Raw genomic sequence first — 15,894 nt, forward strand, 5'->3', positions numbered from 1 at the left:
CCTGACTCACCGGGGCCGCTTGTCCTCGACGTGTACGACGTCAAGCTCATGGCCGTCCTGGTCTCGCTTGCGGCGTCCGTACAGACCAATGGCCAGGTCGCTGCTGTCGGAGATCTCGTCGGGCCCCACGTAGGTCAGCACGTCGTTGTGGTGGCCGTAGACCACCCATCCGGGACCGGGATCGAGGGTGATGGTGCCGGGTGATCATCCCCGAGTCGGTGGACCGGCGCTACCGCGAAGCGAGCCCGAGACAGTGAGCGGCCCTCGGTGTGGCCTGACCGATGGTTTCCCGCTGCCGTGTTGGTCTTTACGTCGGGTACCGACTCACGGGAGGCTGACGCATGAGCAAACTGACCTTCGCGATGAACCTGAGCCTGGACGGCTACGTCGCCGCGCCCGGTGACGACCTCAGCTGGAGCACGCCGAGCGACGAGTGGTTCCAGTGGTGGTCCGACCGGGTGGGGACGACAGGCACGGCGCTCTACGGGCGGCGACTGTGGGAGGCGATGAGCTCGCACTGGCCGACCGCCGATCAGCAGCCGGGCGTCACACCGGCGCACGCCGAGTTCGCCCGCCGCTGGCGGGACATGCCGAAGGTGGTGTTCTCCTCGACGACCAGGCCGGTCGACTGGAACACCCGACTGGTCACCGGCGACGCGGTCACCGAGATCGCCAGGCTCAAGGCCGAGGACGGCGGCCCGATGGACATCAGCGGCGCCACCCTCGCCGCGGCGGCCATGCGGGCCGGGCTGATCGACGAGTACGTGCTCGTCACCCATCCGGTCCTGGTCGGTCGCGGTATGCCGTTCTTCACGGCCCTGGACAACTGGGTGAACCTGGCCCTGCGGGAGACCCGGACGTTCCCGGGTGGCGTGCTCCTCAGCAGGTACGAGACCAGGCGCTGAGTGCCCCCTCCACACGGAGACGCGGCGTCACTCCTGCGCGTCGAGGTCGCGCACTGCGAAGCGGAGGTGCTCCCACTCCTCGTCGAAGATGACGTGGAGGCAGTGCAGGACCGGCGCCTCGTGTTCGGGTGACCACGCTGACGGCCGAGGCTCGGCGAGCAGCTCTGGAGTGGCACCCGTGAGGAAGTCCCGCACCATGGCCTGCCGCTCGGCCCGCAGGTCGAGCACCTGGGCGAGAGTCGGTCGCGCCGCGGGGAAGATCGACATGTCGAGTCCGTCCGTCTCGTACTCGGCGTGTGGCTGCCCCAGTGGATGGAAGGGCTGCGGCAGGCGCAGGATCGCCTTGCCGAGCCACGCGTCGGTGGCGAACGCGAGATGGCGCAGGGTCTGCGCGAACGACCACTCGCCGTCGACCGAGACGTCGGCGGCTCCGTCGGGCATGGATCGGACCCGGTCGACCGCGGCCGTCCAGGCCCGTTCGAGCGCCGCCCACGCCGCGCGCAGGCCATCGGGATCCTCGGCATGCCTCAGCTCGCGCCCGGGGAACCGCCGGTTGAGTTCGGCCTCGACGAGCGGCACGACGTCGACACCGTTGACCAGCAGCGCGCCGTCGGTGAGCCACGGCGCATCGATGTCGAGCCCGCGCACGTCGACGCCGCGCATCACCGCGCCGGCCAGCGTCGACCTGGTGAAGCGCGCGCCTTGCAGGTTCTTGTCCACGAACGTCGTGAGGTCGCTCTGGTCCACGGCGCACCCCTCCCGTCGGCGATCGCGGCAATGCTAGCGAGCGGGTCCGACAACGACCGCCGACGCGACCGGACGAAGTCGTCGGCCGCTGGGACGCGCCTGTGGCGGCCGACGACCCGCACCGCGCGGATCGTCGGCCGCCACAGGCGTCTGCCGTCAGGCGTTCGCCCGGCGGATGGCCGCCATTCCTCCGAGCGCGGCCACCGCGGCGATCAGGGCGGGCCACCCCACCAGCAGGCTGACCTGGTGCTGGCTGCTCAACCACTGCCAGATGTCGCCGAACCATCCCTGCCAGGTGATCAACGCGACGAGCAGGCCGGTCACCAGGATCAGGGCCGCGCCGGCCCCGAGCAGGCCGTTCATGCCGAACCGGACGTACCAGACGGCGGCGAAGACGGCGAGGAAGTTCAGGAACAGGAACGGCACCGCGTAGACGGCGATCTGCAGCAGCCCGTTGTCGACGTCGATGTACGGGATCCGGAAGAACCGTAGCTGGATCCCGAAGCCGCCGGTGGCGCCCTCGATCAGGTTGAGCAGGTAGAGCAGGATGCCGTAGACGACCGCCTGCACCACGTTGACCAGCACCGTGGCGAGGTAGAAGGTGCGCCGGGTGACGCCCATGCCGAGCGCGAACGGGAACACCTGGCTGATCGAGGCGGCGGCGACGATCGAGCAGACGATGTAGAGGCTGGCCAGACCGCCCGTGGTGTTCTTGCCCGGCGCGGCCTCGTCGATCGAGGCGAAGATCAGCAGGTTGACGCCGAGCGAGATGGCCATGATGCCCCACGGCCAGGCCAGCTGGCCGATCCAGGCGATGGTGTGCATCCGGGCGACGTCGAGGATACGAGTCATCGCGCGTTCGTCCTTTCCGTCGTCAGGCGCACCACGGCCTGCTGGAGCGACACCGGCGCCAGGTCGATGCCGAGCTTCTTGGCGCGCGTCCGTTCGGCGTCGTCGAACGACCCGCGCAGCGTCGCGCGGGCCGCGCCGCCGAGCTGCTCGCGATGCAGCACCCGGTACCCGGCGCCGAACTCGTCCACCGCGGCGGCCGGGCCGGACGCCTCCATCACCTCGCCGCGCAGCTCGTCGCTGGGCGCGTCGAGCAGCAGCTTTCCGCGGTCGAGCAGGAGTACGTGCTCGATCAGGTCGGCCACCTCGTCGATGAGGTGTGTGGAGAGCACGACGGTGCGCGGGTTCTCGGCGTAGTCGGCGAGCAGCCGGTCGTAGAAGAGCTGCCGGGCGACCGCGTCGAGACCGAGGTACGGCTCGTCGAAGAAGGTCAGCGGCGCGCGTGCGGCCAGGCCGATCGTCACGCCCAGCGCGGACAGCATGCCGCGGGACAGCTTGCGCACGTTGCGCTTGCGCGGCAGGTCGAAGTCGTCCACCAGGGACTGGGCGAAGTCCTCGTCCCAGTTGGGGAACAGCCGCTTGGCCAGGCTCAGCACGTGCCGGACCTGGTACGCGGTCGGGTACGTCTGGCTCTCCTTGATGAAGACCACCCGCGACAGTGCCCGCTCGTTCTCGTACGGGCGCTCGCCGAAGAGCGTGAGGTCGCCGCTGGTGCCGCTGTTCTGGCCGGTGATCAGCTGCATCAGCGTCGTCTTGCCGGCGCCGTTGCGCCCGAGCAGGCCGTAGATCTTGTCACCTGTCAACGTGAAGGTGACGTCGTCGAGAGCGGTCACCTCACCGAACCGCTTCGTGAGGCCGGCTGCCGCCACGACGCTCATCGCTCTTCCTCCCCTGTCTCGATGAGCTTCTTCAGCTCCTCGGTGCCGATGCCCAACTTGCGTGCCTCCTCGATGAGGGGTCGCACGTACTGGTCGGAGAACTCGCGCCGGCGGCGTTCCCGGAGTGTTTCGACGGCCCCCGTTGCCACGAACATTCCGATCCCCCTGCGTTTGTAGAGAATCCCGTCATCGACCAGGCGGTTGATCCCCTTGGCGGCGGTCGCCGGGTTGATCCGGTGGAACGCCGCCAGCTCGTTCGTCGACGGCACCTGGGTCTCCTCCGCGAGCGTCCCGTCGATGATCGAGTTTTCGATCAGCTCCGCGATCTGGACGAAGATCGGCCGCCCGTCATCCATCCCGGTTCTTCGGTTCATTACTCATGTAACTAACCATGGCACCTCGGCACCAGACCGTCAAGTGCCGTCGGATACGCGCCCAGCCCAGCAGCCGAAGCCGGTGATCAAGGAGTTCGTGTCACCGAGGCCGCCCCGACCAGACACAAACTCCTTGATCACCGGGGCGAACCGGGGGTGAAGGCGGGGCGGGGAGGAGGTCAGATCTCGGGGCTGCGGCGTTCGATCAGGGTCACGTCTCGCCAGCTGCCGTGGTGGCGGCCCACCCGCTCGCGGGTTCCGACGACGCGGAAGCCGCACGCCGCGTGCAGCGCGAGGCTCGCGGTGTTCTCCGGGAACACGCCGGACTGGATAGTCCAGATCCCGGCCGCCTCGGTGGAGGCGATCAGCGCGTCCAGCAGGGCCCGGCCGACCCCGCGCCCCCGCCCCCGCGGGTGCACGTAGACGGAGTGCTCCACCACGCCGGCGTAGACGCAGCGGTCGGAGACCGCCGAGCAGGCCACCCAGCCGAGCACGTCGCCGGCCTCGTCGAGCGCCACCCAGCGGTGGCCGGGCAGGCGGGTGGCGGTGAAGCGCGTCCAGTCCGGCGGCTCGGTCTCGAACGTGGCGTTGCCCTCGGCGATGCCGAGGCGGTAGATCTCCAGCACGGCGTCGGCGTGCGAGTCGTCCATGGCGGCGACGGTGACTGTCATCGGCCCCTCCTGTCCGGACCCGGCGGTCGTCAGCGTAGTCGCGCGACCGAGGGGCCGGGACGGATGCCCGGCCCCTCGGTCTGAGCGCTACCGCCGCCGGTAGACGGAGATGTGCGAGCGGCTGTCCGCGTCGAACGGCGACCGGTCCCAGTCGGCGTACCGCTCGGTGAGCCGCAACCCGGCCCGCTCCGCCAGCTCGTCGATCTGCTCCGGCCAGGCGTACCGCATGGCGAACGGCTTGAGGTGCACGCCGTCGGCGTCGAACGTGACGGTCTGCCGCACGAACGTCTGCGCCGACCGGTCGTACCGGTGCATGCGGATGGTGGCCGAGTCCTCGGTCACCTCCCGCACCTGGACCTGCTCGTCCCGGTCGAAGTCCGCCGGGTCGGGCACGAAGGTCTCGATGACGAACGCCCCGCCGGGCGCGAGCACCCGGGCGACGTTGCGGAAGCACGCCGCCTGGCGCTCCTCCGAGACCAGGTTGAACAGCGTGTTGAACACCAGGAAGACCAGACGGTACGGCCCGGCGACCGGGACGTCCGCCATGTCGCCGACGGTGACGGGCATGTCCGCGCCGCCCGGCTTGGCGCGCAGGTGCGCGACCATCTCGGGGGACGCCTCGACGCCCTCCACGGCGATGCCGCGGGCGGCCAGCGGCAGGGCCACCCGGCCGGTGCCCACAGCCAGTTCGAGCACCGGGCCGCCGTCGGCCAGCGGCGCGAGGAAGTCGACGGCCGGGGCCGGGTCGGGATTGCCGGGGCCGTCGTAGGTGGCGGCCCAGAGCCGGCCGAACAGGCCGGGATCGTCGAAGACGGACATCACGCGCCCTCCCGCCGGGCGGACGGAACGCGACGCGGCGCGAGGTCAGTGACCTCCGCCGAAATGGGGTACGACAAGACGAAGCCTCGTTTCGGATGGGATGACAACGGGTCGGCTGGGCTTCGCAGCGTGTGGCATGGCGGTGCTCCCTCCGGTCGGCTTCGAGGCGTTCAGCAGACCAGCGGTCTTGCGGGGGAGACAACCGGATTACGCCCGCAGCGCGTCGTCCACGCCGGTCTCCCGGCGGCCGAGGTGCACCGGGTCACGCCCGGTGAGGACGTCCACGGCGGCCTTCACGCACGCCCCGTACTCCCGGGTGGAGCTGATCCGCCACTGGTCGGCGTACCGGCGGGCGGTGTCGTCGCCGACGCCGACGGCCTCGATGCCGGCGTCCCGGCAGAGCGCCACCGCGCGCGGCAGGTGGAACGACTGGGTGACCACTGTGGCCCGCCGGACCCCGAAGACGCGGTGCGCGCGGACGCACGAGTCGTACGTGTCGAACCCGGCGTGGTCCAGCACCGTCTTCTCGGCCGGTACGCCCCGCTCGACGAGCCAGCGCCGCATCGCGTCCGGCTCGTCGTAGTCCCAGTCCATGTGGTCGCCGGAGAGCAGGAGCACCTCGACCTTGCCGGCGGCGTACAACTGGCGGGCGATCTCCAGCCGGGCGGCGAGGAACGGCGCCGGCGTGCCGTCCGGCTCCACCTTGGTGCCGAGCACCAGGGCCACCGGCGTCTCGGGCACGTCCGCGGCGGCGAACACGCGACCCTCGGCGGCGTCGCGGACCCAGGTCACGCTGGCGATCGTGGCGGCGCCCAGCAGCACCACGGCGGCCGTGGCGAGCACCAGGAGACGGCGGAGCAGGCGTACGGCCCGCCGATGGTCGCCCCGCCAGGCCCGCCACCGCGCCGTCAGCCCTCGCATGGCGGCGATTGTGCCAGGCGGGTCAGGAGATGTGGTGCAGGATCACGTTGTGCACGTGGTGGCTCTTCTGCGCGCCCCGGAACTCGACCTCGTAGGTGTGCGTGCCGACGTGCACGGCGATCGACCCGGTGGAGAAGAACGAGCCACCCCAGGACTTGTTGCTCACCACGCTCACGCTGGTGATCTTCGAGTACGGGATGCTGGTGATCGCGTACCGCTTGCCGACGAAGGAGCGGTCCTGGATGATCACCCGCCGGTCGGTCAGCCCGATGAAGCCGGTGCCGGTGCCCACCGCGTCGTAGACGGCGATGATCTGCTCACCGGGCAGCAACCCGCTCTGGATCTGCTGGAACTGTTCCTTGCGGTCGTACGTGGGGCCAGACATGCACCCGAGGGTAGGCGGGGCGTGCCAGCGGGTCAGGGCTCGGTGACCGCGCGGACCGCGTCCTCGATGCGCGCCGCCAGCAGCACCTCACCCTCGGTGAGTGGCTCGCCGTCGCCGTGCCCGAGCCTGATGTGGGTACGGTCGGCCCGGCGGCTGATCTCGGGGCGCAGCCGCAGCGCGTCGGCGACCACCGCCACCCGCTCGGTGAGCGCGGCGTGCTGGGTGTCGTCGAGGACGATGGTGCGGCGGATCTGTTCGCCCTCGCGCGTCCATCCGGACAGCAGGGCCAGTGCGTCGCTGAGATAGTCGTGCTTCGCCCGGCCGCTGAACAGCACGCGCATCACCGCACCTCCCAGGCGTCGTTGCCGGCTTGTGGCCAAATCGTCGCCATCCCGTGTCCCAGTCGACGCCCTCTAGTCTCTCGCCACTCAGATGGTGTGTCCACGCCCACACTTCCGTGTTCTGTTGACCTGACGGCCGACGCAGCTACCCAAACCGCCGATTGATCTGGCACGCTGGTGGCCCGTGCGGACCGAACGGGTTAGCGGAAGCGGGCAGGCCGACCGGCGGGAGCCGAGGGTGGTCGTCGGGGCGGCGATCATCGAGGGTGGCCGGGTGCTGGCATGCGAGCGCTCCGCGCCTCCCGAGGTGGCGGGGCGCTGGGAGTTCCCGGGCGGAAAGGTCGAGCCGGGCGAGGCCGAGACCGACGCGCTGGCCCGGGAGTGCGTCGAGGAACTGGGCGTACGGGTGGCGGTCGGCGCGCGCGTCGGCCGGGACGTACGGATGGCGCACGGCCGGTCCGTGCTGCGCGTCTACGCCGCCCGCCTGCTGCACGGCGACGAGCCCAAGGTGCTGGAGCATGCCGCGCTGCGCTGGCTGTCCGCCGCCGAGCTGGACAGCGTCGACTGGCTGCCGGCCGACGTGCCGATCGTGGCCGCGCTTCGCCCCCTGCTCGACACCCCCTGAACGACCGCGGCGCGAGCCGGGCCGTCCGGTGAACCGGACAGCACGGCAGAAAAGAGACGAGGGCCCGCGGCTCGTGCCGCCGGCCCCCGTCATCGTCGCGCTGCTGTTCAGTGCTTCGGCTCGTCCTGCTGCGGGTGAGCGAAGTTGAGGTGCTCCGGCGGCAGCGGGAACGTCACGTCGTCGCCGAACGGCGACGGCGCGGCGGCCTTGTTGAACGTCAGCTCGGTCAGCGGCAGCTTGCCGTTGGCGTCCACCGCCGGGGCGGTCGGGTGCGGCACCTCGCGGTGCCAGTTGACGCCCTGCTGGGCCTGACGCTCGGCGGCGCTGTCGTGCGAGCCGCCCGCGTGCGAGTGCACCCCGCCGGCGTGCGAACCGCCGCCGTGCGCGTGCGCCCCGCCGTGCGCCCCTCCGGACGTGACGGCACCACTCGAATGCCCGCTGGTCGCGCTGGTCTGAGGCACCTGACCCCTCCGGAAGATCTTGTTACCGAGCCACACAAGGGGATCGTACCTGCGGTCGACGACCCGTTCCTTCATGGGGATGATCCCGTTGTCGGTGATCTTGATGTGCTCGGGGCAGACCTCGGTGCAGCACTTGGTGATGTTGCAGAATCCGAGTCCCATGTCCGACTGCGCGTACTCCCGGCGGTCGGTGCGCGCGTCGAGCGGGTGCATGTCCAGCTCGGCCGCCCGGATGAAGTACCGGGGGCCGGAGAACGCCGGCTTGTTCTCGTCGTGGTCACGGATCACGTGGCAGACGTTCTGGCACAGGAAGCACTCGATGCACTTGCGGAACTCCTGCGAGCGCTCGACGTCGACCTGCTGCATCCGGTAGTCGCCGGGCGCCACGTCGGCCGGCGGCGCGAACGCCGGGGTCTCCCGGGCCTTCTCGTAGTTGAACGAGACGTCGGTGACCAGGTCCCGGATCACCGGGAAGGTGCGCAACGGGGTGACAGTGACGGTCTCGGACTCCTCGAACGTCGACATCCGCGTCATGCAGCCCAGCCGCGGCTTGCCGTTGATCTCCATGGAGCAGGAGCCACACTTGCCGGCCTTGCAGTTCCACCGGCACGCCAGGTCCGGGGCCTCGGTGGCCTGGAGGCGGTGGATCACGTCGAGGACCACCTCGCCCTCGTTCACCTCGACCGTGTAGTCCTTCAGGTCGCCGCCGGTCTCGTCGCCCCGCCAGATGCGGAACTGGCGCTTACTTCCCATCAGTTGTTCGCCTCCTCGGTGAGGGCGTCGAACTCGGCGAGTTCCTCGTCGGTCAGGTACTTGGCCAGCTCGGCCCGGTCGAACAGCCCGATCAGCTCCGGCCGCATCTTCGGCAGCGGCTTGTGGGTCAGCCGGACCGTGTCCCCGTCCAGTGAGCAGACCAGGTTGACCCGCCGCCACTTCGGGTCCATCGCCGGGTAGTCCTCCCGGGTGTGCCCGCCGCGTGACTCCTGCCGCTCCAGCGCCGCCATCGCGGTGCACTCCGACACCACGAGCATGTTGCGCAGGTCCAGCGCCAGGTGCCAGCCCGGGTTGTAGCGCCGGCCGCCGGCCGCGCTCACCTTCGCCACCCGCTCCCGCAGCTCGGCCAGTCTGCGCATGGCGTCCGCGAGCTCACCCTCGCGCCGGATGATCCCGACCAGGTCGCCCATGACCGCCTGGAGGTCCTGCTGGAGCTGGTACGGGCTCTCCCCGGTGTCCCGCTGCAACGGCGCCAGCGCCGTCTCCACGGCGGCCTCCACCGCCGCCACCGACACCGCCGGGCGGGTGGTGAGCTGATCGGTGTACGTGGCGGCGTGCCCGCCCGCGCGCTTGCCGAAGACCAGCAGGTCGGACAGCGAGTTGCCGCCGAGCCGGTTGGAGCCGTGCATGCCGCCGGACACCTCACCGGCGGCGTAGAGCCCGCGCACCGTGCCGTACGCCGCGCCGGAGTCCGGGTCCACCTCGACGCCGCCCATCACGTAGTGACAGGTCGGGCCGACCTCCATCGGCTCCTTGGTGATGTCGACGTCGGCCAGTTCCTTGAACTGGTGGTACATCGACGGGAGGCGACGGCGGATCTCGTCGGCCGACTTACGGGAGGCGATGTCCAGGTAGACGCCGCCGGCCGGCGTACCCCGGCCTTCCTTGACCTCGCTGTTGATGGCGCGGGCGACCTCGTCGCGGGGCAGCAGCTCCGGCGGGCGCCGGTTGTTGTCCGGGTCGGTGTACCAGCGGTCCGCCTCCTCCTCGGTCTCCGCGTACTGCTTGCGGAACACGTCCGGGACGTAGTCGAACATGAACCGCTTGCCCTCGGAGTTCTTCAGCACGCCGCCGTCACCGCGCACCGACTCGGTGACCAGGATACCCTTCACCGAGGGCGGCCAGACCATGCCGGTCGGGTGGAACTGGAGGAACTCCATGTTGATCAGCGTGGCCCCGGCGCGTAGCGCCAGCGCGTGGCCGTCGCCGGTGTACTCCCACGAGTTCGAGGTGACCTTGTAGGACCGTCCGACGCCGCCGGTGGCCAGCACCACCGCGGGCGCCTCGAACAGGACGAACTCGCCGGACTCGCGGTAGTAGCCGAACGCGCCGGCGACGCGGTCGCCGTCGAGCAGCAGCTCGGTGACAGTGGTCTCGGAGAAGACCCGGATCCGCGCGTCGTAGCTGCCGAACTCCTGCTTGTCCTCCTGCTGGAGCGAGACGATCTTCTGCTGGAGCGTGCGGATCAGCTCCAGGCCGGTCCGGTCGCCGACGTGCGCCAGGCGCGGGTACTCGTGGCCGCCGAAGTTGCGCTGCGAGATCTTCCCGTCCTTGGTGCGGTCGAACAGCGCGCCGTACGTCTCCAGCTCCCAGATCCGCTGCGGCGCCTCCTTGGCGTGCAGCTCGGCCATCCGGAAGTTGTTGAGGAACTTGCCGCCGCGCATGGTGTCCCGGAAGTGCACCTGCCAGTTGTCGCGCGAGTTCACGTTGCCCATCGCGGCGGCGGCGCCGCCCTCGGCCATCACCGTGTGCGCCTTGCCGAACAGCGACTTCGAGATGATCGCGGTCTTCTTGCCGGCCAGCCGGGCCTCGATCGCCGCGCGCAGGCCGGCGCCACCGGCCCCGATCACGACGACGTCGTAGTGGTGTCGTTCGATTCGCGTCTCAGTCATGTCCAGGCTCTCAGTTGATGAACCGCAGGTCGTTGATCCAGCCGGCGGCGACCGCCATCACGTAGAAGTCGGTGAGTGCCAGGGTGCCGAGGGTGATCCAGGCGAGCTGCATGTGCCGGACGTTCAACCAGGACACCCCGGTCCACGCCTTGTAGCGCATCGGGTGCTTGGAGAAGTGCTTGAGCCGCCCGCCGATGATGTGCCGGCAGGAGTGGCAGGAGATCGTGTACGCCCACAGCATCACCACGTTGCCGATCAGGATGATGTTGCCCAGGCCGAAGCCGAAGCCCTCGGGGGAGTGGAAGGCCAGGACGGCGTCCCAGGTGTTGATCAGCGAGATGATCGCGGCGGCGTAGAAGAAGTAGCGGTGCAGGTTCTGCCCGAGCAGCGGGAACCGCGTCTCGCCGCTGTACGACTGGTGCCCGTCCGGCACCGCGCAGGCCGGCGGCGACAGCCAGAACGACCGGTAGTACGCCTTGCGGTAGTAGTAGCAGGTCAGGCGGAACAGCAGCAGGAACGGCAGGGTGAGCGCCGCGTCCGGGATGATCCACCAGCCGGGCAGGAACTGGCCGAAGTGCGAGGAGCCCTCGACGCAGCGGTCGGTGACGCAGGGGGAGTAGAACGGCGTCAGGTAGTGGTACTGCTCCACCCAGTACCACTTGTGCATGAAGACCCGGACCGTCGCGTAGATGACCCACGCGCTGAGCCCCACCACTGTGATCAGCGGGGCGATCCACCATCTGTCGGTCCGCAACGTCTTCGCCGCGATTGCGGCGCGTGCCCGCCCTCCCCGCGGCTGCGGTCTCGGCGTCCTGGCCGACGTAGTTGTCATTCGAGTCATCTCCCTGACGTCACTGTCACGTCCTGCGCACGCGCGAGGCCACACCGGCGAACCGGTGCGGCTAAGTGACACACGTTACGCCGATCTTCACGGCCCGGCCGCGCAACGCAGTGTCCCGTGTGTCCCGCAGCTTGGAAAGAGTCAGTTCATGATCAATGTGGCGGGTCGGTCGAACGGTGCGCCGACCGGTGGCGTGGCGCGCCCGGCGGCGCGCCGGGTCACCCGGACGCGCCGCCGGTGAAGTGCCAGGAGGACAGCCGGAGCGCCGGACCCTCGTACCAGGACCCGTCGACGCGGCCCGGCTGGCGGACCGCCGTCCGGCCCAGGCCGAGCACCCGGCCCGGCCCCAGCGCCCGGGGGTACGACTCGGTGAACCTGAAGTCGCGTACCGCCCGGGTCGGCACGCCGTCCTCGACCAGCCACACCCCGTTGCGGGTCAGCCCGGTGATCACCAGTTGCTTCGGGTCCAGCACCCGCGTGTACCAGAAGTCGCTCACCAGCAGCCCGCGCCGCATCCCGGCCACCAGCGCGGCGGTGTCCGGGTCGCCCACCGCCCCGGTCACGCCCGCGCTCACCGCTCCGGCGGCGACGGCCGCGCCGGCCACGCCCGCGTCGGTCGTGCCCGTCAGCAGGCGGATGTTGTGCGGGATCGGCCCGAACGTCGCGCTGTCCGGCATGCCGTGCCCGGTGGACCCGGCGCCCGCCTCGGCACCGGCACGCCTGTCGTACGCCACCGCACCGGTGGTGCCGCCCTCGACCAGCGGCAACGCCCGCCTTGGCATGCCCTCCAGGTCGAACGGCAGCGTGCTCGCGTGCAGCGGGTCGTCCACCAGCGTCACCGAAGGGTCGAACTGTGCCGTGCCCGGCTCGGCGAAGGACTGCCGTTCGGCGTACCGCTTGCCGTTGAAGCCGTACCAGGCCAGGTTGTGCAGCAGATCGGCCACGGCGGCCGGTTCGAGCACCACCTCGTAGTGCCCGGGCGGCAGCTCGACCGGGTCGGCCGCGGCGCGCGCCTTCGCCGCCGCGCGGGCGCCGAGCGCCGCGCCGTCGAGATCGGCCAGCCGGTCCGCGCAGAGCCGCGCCACCCCGTCGGCGCCGCCGGCACGCGCGATGCCGTCCATCGCCGCCTCGGCCGCCCGGCCCACAGCCGTGTGCCCGGCCGAGTTGGCGAACGCCCCCGACCGGTACGCGGTGCGGCAGTAGCCGGCCGCCTCCAGCCCCTCCACCGCCTCGACGAACGCGCGTACCCGCTCGGCCCGCTCGTCCGGCGAGGCGAACGCGGTGGCCTCGTCCACGGCCGGGCCGGACGGCACGGGCACCGGCGCGGTGAGTCCCGGCCAGGCCGGGTCGGGCGGCGCGAGCCGGGCCGCGGCCCGGGTCCGCTCGACGAGCGCGGCCAGGCCGCCGGCGTCGACCCGGCTGCCGCTGCCGGTCACGGTCCGCCCGTCCACGTGCAACCGCAGGTGTACGGCGACGCCGGTCTCGGACACGTTCTGGTGGACGAACGAGTTGGCGAACCGGGTCAGCGCCAGGTCGGAGCGGGTCACCAGCACCTCGGCCTCGGCGGCCGGACCGGCCGTGTGCCGGACCAGGTCCACCACCCCGGCGGCGATCTCCAGTTCGGCGCTCGTTCCGGCACTCCGCTTCATGCCCGCACTCCCACCCGGACGCCGCGGAACCGGGCCGGCGCGGCCGGGTGACCGGTGTGCCCGACCTGCCCGGGCTGCCCCTTCCCGCAGTTGGGCGTGCCCCAGGCGACTGTCTCCGAGGAGAGCATGTCCATCGAGCGCCAGAAGACCGGGCCGATGCCGGTGTAGGTCGGGTTGCGCAGCATCCGCCCCCGGCGGCCCTTCTTCACCTCCCAGCCGACCTCGCAGCCGAACTGGAAGTTGAGCCGCTTGTCGTCGATCGACCAGGACCGGTTGATGTCCATCAGCACCCCGTCGTCGGTGGCCGCGATGATCTCGTCGAGCGTGTGCGGGCCGGGTTCCAGGCCCACGTTCGTCATCCGCACCATCGGCAGCCGGGCCCAGCCGTCGGCCCGTACGCTGCCGCCGTGGTCCAGGCCGGCGACGGCGGCCGAGTCACGGCCGGCGAGCACCCCGACCCACCGCCCTTCGCGGACCGCGTCCCGGGCGACCGCCGGCGAACCCTCGTCGTCGTAGCCGAAGCTGCCCAGCGCACCCGGGATGGTCGGGTCGATCGTCACGTTCATCAGCTCGGAGCCGTAGCGCAGCGAGCCGAGCCGGGCCAGGTCGAGCCAGGACGTGCCGGCGAACGCCGCCTCCCAGCCGAGGATGCGGTCCAGCTCGATGGCGTGCCCGACCGACTCGTGGATCTGCAACGCGAGCTGCTCGCCGCCGAGGATCAGGTCGGTCTCGCCGGCCGGGCAGAGCGGGGCGGTGAGCAGCTCCCGGGACTCCTCGGCGATGCGGGCGGCGTGCGCGGCCAGGTCGAGCGAGGTGACCAGCTCCCAGCCGGTGGTGCCGTACTGCCCGCGGTAGCTCGGGTAGGACCGCCGCTGCGTCTCGCCGTCACCGATGGAGGTGGCCGAGATGCCGCCACCGCACTCCCGGATGCGCTGGTCGATCCGGTGGCCCTCGCTGGAGACGAACCACTTCGAGGTGTCCCAGATCTGGTAGAGCCCCTCGGCCAGGTCGGCGCCGTGCTCACGCATCGTCGCCGTGGCGCGGGCCAGCAGGTCGCCCTTGTCCGACAGCGGCACGCCGAGCGGGTCGACGGCGCAGTCCGAGGCCCAGGTCGCCACCGTCGCCTCGACCGGCACCAGGTCGATCGGCGGGCCGGGAACCCGCGCGCTCGCGGTGGCGATCGCCGCGGCGCGCCGGCCGGCGTCGCGGGCCCCGGCGTCGGACAGATCGGGTACGGCGTGGAAGCCCCATCCCGATCCGACGAGCGCGCGTACGCCCAGCCCGATGCTCTCGTCCTGGCTCAGCTCCTCGATGTCGCCGTTGCGGGCCGACATCGACTCGTAGCGGCGGTGCATGACCCGGGCGTCCGCGTACCGGGCGCCCGCGTCGAGAGCGGCCTGGACGGCGGCGGTCGCCGCGTCGAATTCACTCATGCCGGCACTCCGCTGCGCTGCGTGCCGGCATGAGGCACCTTCGCGCCGCCCCGATGATTCGCTCGCTGACGCTCGCTCATGCCGGCACTCCGCTGCGCTGCGTGCCGGCATGAGGCACCTTCGCGCCGCCCCGATGATTCGCTCGCTGACGCTCGCTCATGCGCCCGACCCTAGGCGAGCGCGCCGACATCCGTCAGGGGACGAGATCCTCCGGCCGGATCGTGGCCCGGACGGGCTCGGCCAGCTCCAGCACGGAACCGGGCTTGGTCACCGACACCTCCCGGTAGTGCCGGCCCTGCCGCCGGTGGAGGTGCGGCGTGCCGGTCTCCTGCTCCACCAGCAGGTACCACTCGATGCCCGCGGCGGCGTAGTAGTGCGTCTTGAGCACCTTGTCGGTCGCCGCGTTGCCGGGTGAGATGACTTCGCACACGAGCCGCACGTCCCGCGCCTCGATCACTGGCTCGTCGAAGTCGATCGACTCGGTGACGACCAGGTCGGGAATCGGTATGCGGCCTGGCCGGAGCCGGACGTTGACCGTCTCCAGCAGTTCCAGGCCGGCGTGCTGGGCCGCGGCCTCCAGCAGATTGCCGAGGTTCCGCTGGATTCGCTGGTGCCGCGGAGTCGGTGCCGGTGTCACGTGCAGGCTCCCGTCGAAGAGTTCGACGCGTTGCCGCGTCTCGCCGAGGGCGAGGTACTCCTCTTCGGTCCACGGGCCGTCGTGGCCGAACACCGCCGCGGTCATGGTCGCCTCCACCTCGTGCCGACAGGAATCGTCCCTTCGTCACCGGGACCATGGTCGCACCCCGGGTGCGACGACGAGGCCGAGATGCCCAATCGTGGCCGTGAATGTCCCAGGTGAGGGGCGTGCGGACGGGAGACCGAGTCGTTACGCTCTCACCGCTGACAGACCGCTCGATGTAGCTTATTTTCGCCTCCAAGGGTTTGCTGTAGGTTCTCTTCATCACCGAAGGGGAGGCGGTCAATGGGCAGGTCGGAGGCGGTGCCGTCCGGGGAGCCGGACCGCCCGGAGGTGCCGGAGCAGCGATCCGGCGACGGGCCCTATCTCCAGGTCAGGGATCTGCGGGTGCGGTTCGACACCGAGGACGGTGTGGTGCGGGCCGTGGACGGGGTGTCGTTCGCGGTGGAGCGGGGTCGCACGCTCGGGATCGTGGGGGAGTCCGGGTCCGGTAAGAGCGTGACGTCGCTGGCGGTCCTGGGTCTGCACAACGCGAAGCGCACGGCCATCTCGGGGGAGATCTGGGTGGGTGGGCGTCAGCTCGTCGGGCTGGGTGAGGAGGAGGTGCGGCGGCTGCGGGGCCGGGACATGGC

General features: G+C 70.9%; 19 protein-coding genes. 3 read left to right on the forward strand and 16 right to left on the reverse strand.

Annotated elements, in window-relative coordinates; all coding sequences use genetic code 11:
• Window positions 1–6: 6 nt before the first annotated feature.
• Window positions 7–141: a hypothetical protein gene (locus EAD96_RS31800; RefSeq protein WP_255498997.1), complete on the reverse strand. Its 135-nt coding sequence runs from the start codon at window positions 139–141 to the stop codon at window positions 7–9.
• A 200-nt stretch (window positions 142–341) separates the two neighbouring features.
• On the opposite strand from EAD96_RS31800, the gene EAD96_RS19355 reads away from it, so the two are divergent.
• Complete coding sequence (locus EAD96_RS19355; protein WP_121685306.1) at window positions 342–905, forward strand: dihydrofolate reductase family protein; 564 nt, start codon at window positions 342–344, stop codon at window positions 903–905.
• A gap of 27 nt (window positions 906–932) precedes the next feature.
• Here the strand turns inward: EAD96_RS19355 and EAD96_RS19360 are convergent, their stop codons facing one another.
• From EAD96_RS19360 to EAD96_RS19400, 9 genes are all read right to left on the reverse strand, one after another.
• A complete protein-coding gene (locus tag EAD96_RS19360; RefSeq protein ID WP_233586046.1) occupies window positions 933–1,652 on the reverse strand; it encodes a DinB family protein in 720 nt (239 codons plus the stop codon).
• A gap of 156 nt (window positions 1,653–1,808) precedes the next feature.
• The gene (locus EAD96_RS19365) at window positions 1,809–2,504 is read right to left on the reverse strand and encodes an ABC transporter permease (protein ID WP_121685307.1); all 696 of its coding nucleotides are present in this window, start codon (window positions 2,502–2,504) and stop codon (window positions 1,809–1,811) included.
• A complete protein-coding gene (locus EAD96_RS19370; RefSeq protein WP_121685308.1) occupies window positions 2,501–3,379 on the reverse strand; it encodes an ATP-binding cassette domain-containing protein in 879 nt (292 codons plus the stop codon). The genes EAD96_RS19365 and EAD96_RS19370 overlap by 4 nt, the downstream gene beginning before the upstream one ends.
• Window positions 3,376–3,735: a GntR family transcriptional regulator gene (locus tag EAD96_RS19375; RefSeq protein WP_120573209.1), complete on the reverse strand. Its 360-nt coding sequence runs from the start codon at window positions 3,733–3,735 to the stop codon at window positions 3,376–3,378. The genes EAD96_RS19370 and EAD96_RS19375 overlap by 4 nt, the downstream gene beginning before the upstream one ends.
• Before the next feature lie 197 nt (window positions 3,736–3,932).
• Window positions 3,933–4,424 carry a GNAT family N-acetyltransferase gene (locus EAD96_RS19380; RefSeq protein ID WP_121685309.1) on the reverse strand — a complete coding sequence of 164 codons (492 nt, stop codon included), beginning with the start codon at window positions 4,422–4,424 and terminating at the stop codon, window positions 3,933–3,935.
• Between the two features lie 87 nt (window positions 4,425–4,511).
• On the reverse strand, window positions 4,512–5,243 hold the full coding sequence (locus EAD96_RS19385) for a class I SAM-dependent methyltransferase (RefSeq protein ID WP_121685310.1): 732 nt from the start codon (window positions 5,241–5,243) through the stop codon (window positions 4,512–4,514).
• 207 nt (window positions 5,244–5,450) lie between these two features.
• Window positions 5,451–6,164 carry a vancomycin high temperature exclusion protein gene (locus EAD96_RS19390; RefSeq protein WP_120573213.1) on the reverse strand — a complete coding sequence of 238 codons (714 nt, stop codon included), beginning with the start codon at window positions 6,162–6,164 and terminating at the stop codon, window positions 5,451–5,453.
• Between the two features lie 22 nt (window positions 6,165–6,186).
• Window positions 6,187–6,549, reverse strand: coding sequence for a PH domain-containing protein (locus EAD96_RS19395; RefSeq protein WP_013288454.1), 363 nt, complete (start codon window positions 6,547–6,549; stop codon window positions 6,187–6,189).
• Window positions 6,550–6,581: 32 nt separating this feature from the next.
• A complete protein-coding gene (locus EAD96_RS19400; RefSeq protein WP_120573214.1) occupies window positions 6,582–6,890 on the reverse strand; it encodes a 4a-hydroxytetrahydrobiopterin dehydratase in 309 nt (102 codons plus the stop codon).
• A gap of 184 nt (window positions 6,891–7,074) precedes the next feature.
• Here EAD96_RS19400 and EAD96_RS19405 point away from each other — a divergent pair, with 184 nt between their 5' ends.
• Complete coding sequence (locus tag EAD96_RS19405) at window positions 7,075–7,515, forward strand: (deoxy)nucleoside triphosphate pyrophosphohydrolase (protein WP_199733233.1); 441 nt, start codon at window positions 7,075–7,077, stop codon at window positions 7,513–7,515.
• 107 nt (window positions 7,516–7,622) lie between these two features.
• Here the strand turns inward: EAD96_RS19405 and EAD96_RS19410 are convergent, their stop codons facing one another.
• From EAD96_RS19410 to EAD96_RS19435, 6 genes are all read right to left on the reverse strand, one after another.
• Complete coding sequence (locus EAD96_RS19410) at window positions 7,623–8,729, reverse strand: succinate dehydrogenase/fumarate reductase iron-sulfur subunit (RefSeq protein ID WP_091428234.1); 1,107 nt, start codon at window positions 8,727–8,729, stop codon at window positions 7,623–7,625.
• Window positions 8,729–10,642 (reverse strand): fumarate reductase/succinate dehydrogenase flavoprotein subunit, encoded by a 1,914-nt coding sequence (locus EAD96_RS19415; protein ID WP_121685312.1) that lies wholly within the window; start codon window positions 10,640–10,642, stop codon window positions 8,729–8,731. The genes EAD96_RS19410 and EAD96_RS19415 overlap by 1 nt, the downstream gene beginning before the upstream one ends.
• A 10-nt stretch (window positions 10,643–10,652) precedes the next feature.
• The gene (locus EAD96_RS19420; protein ID WP_121685313.1) at window positions 10,653–11,474 is read right to left on the reverse strand and encodes a hypothetical protein; all 822 of its coding nucleotides are present in this window, start codon (window positions 11,472–11,474) and stop codon (window positions 10,653–10,655) included.
• Between the two features lie 227 nt (window positions 11,475–11,701).
• Entirely contained in the window at window positions 11,702–13,132 is a 1,431-nt protein-coding gene (locus EAD96_RS19425) for a TldD/PmbA family protein (RefSeq protein ID WP_121685314.1), read from the reverse strand.
• Window positions 13,129–14,565, reverse strand: a complete 1,437-nt coding sequence (locus tag EAD96_RS19430) for a TldD/PmbA family protein (protein WP_120573218.1) — start codon at window positions 14,563–14,565, stop codon at window positions 13,129–13,131. The genes EAD96_RS19425 and EAD96_RS19430 overlap by 4 nt, the downstream gene beginning before the upstream one ends.
• 193 nt (window positions 14,566–14,758) lie before the next feature.
• Window positions 14,759–15,307, reverse strand: a complete 549-nt coding sequence (locus tag EAD96_RS19435) for a Uma2 family endonuclease (protein ID WP_120574132.1) — start codon at window positions 15,305–15,307, stop codon at window positions 14,759–14,761.
• A 240-nt stretch (window positions 15,308–15,547) separates the two neighbouring features.
• Between EAD96_RS19435 and EAD96_RS19440 the strand changes: the two genes are divergently transcribed.
• Window positions 15,548–15,894, forward strand: a 347-nt coding sequence (locus tag EAD96_RS19440; protein WP_121685315.1) for an ATP-binding cassette domain-containing protein, incomplete at its 3' end; no start/stop codon positions are given.

The sequence above is a fragment of the Micromonospora sp. BL1 genome (genome assembly GCF_003667485.1).
GTDB lineage: Bacteria > Actinomycetota > Actinomycetes > Mycobacteriales > Micromonosporaceae > Micromonospora > Micromonospora tulbaghiae.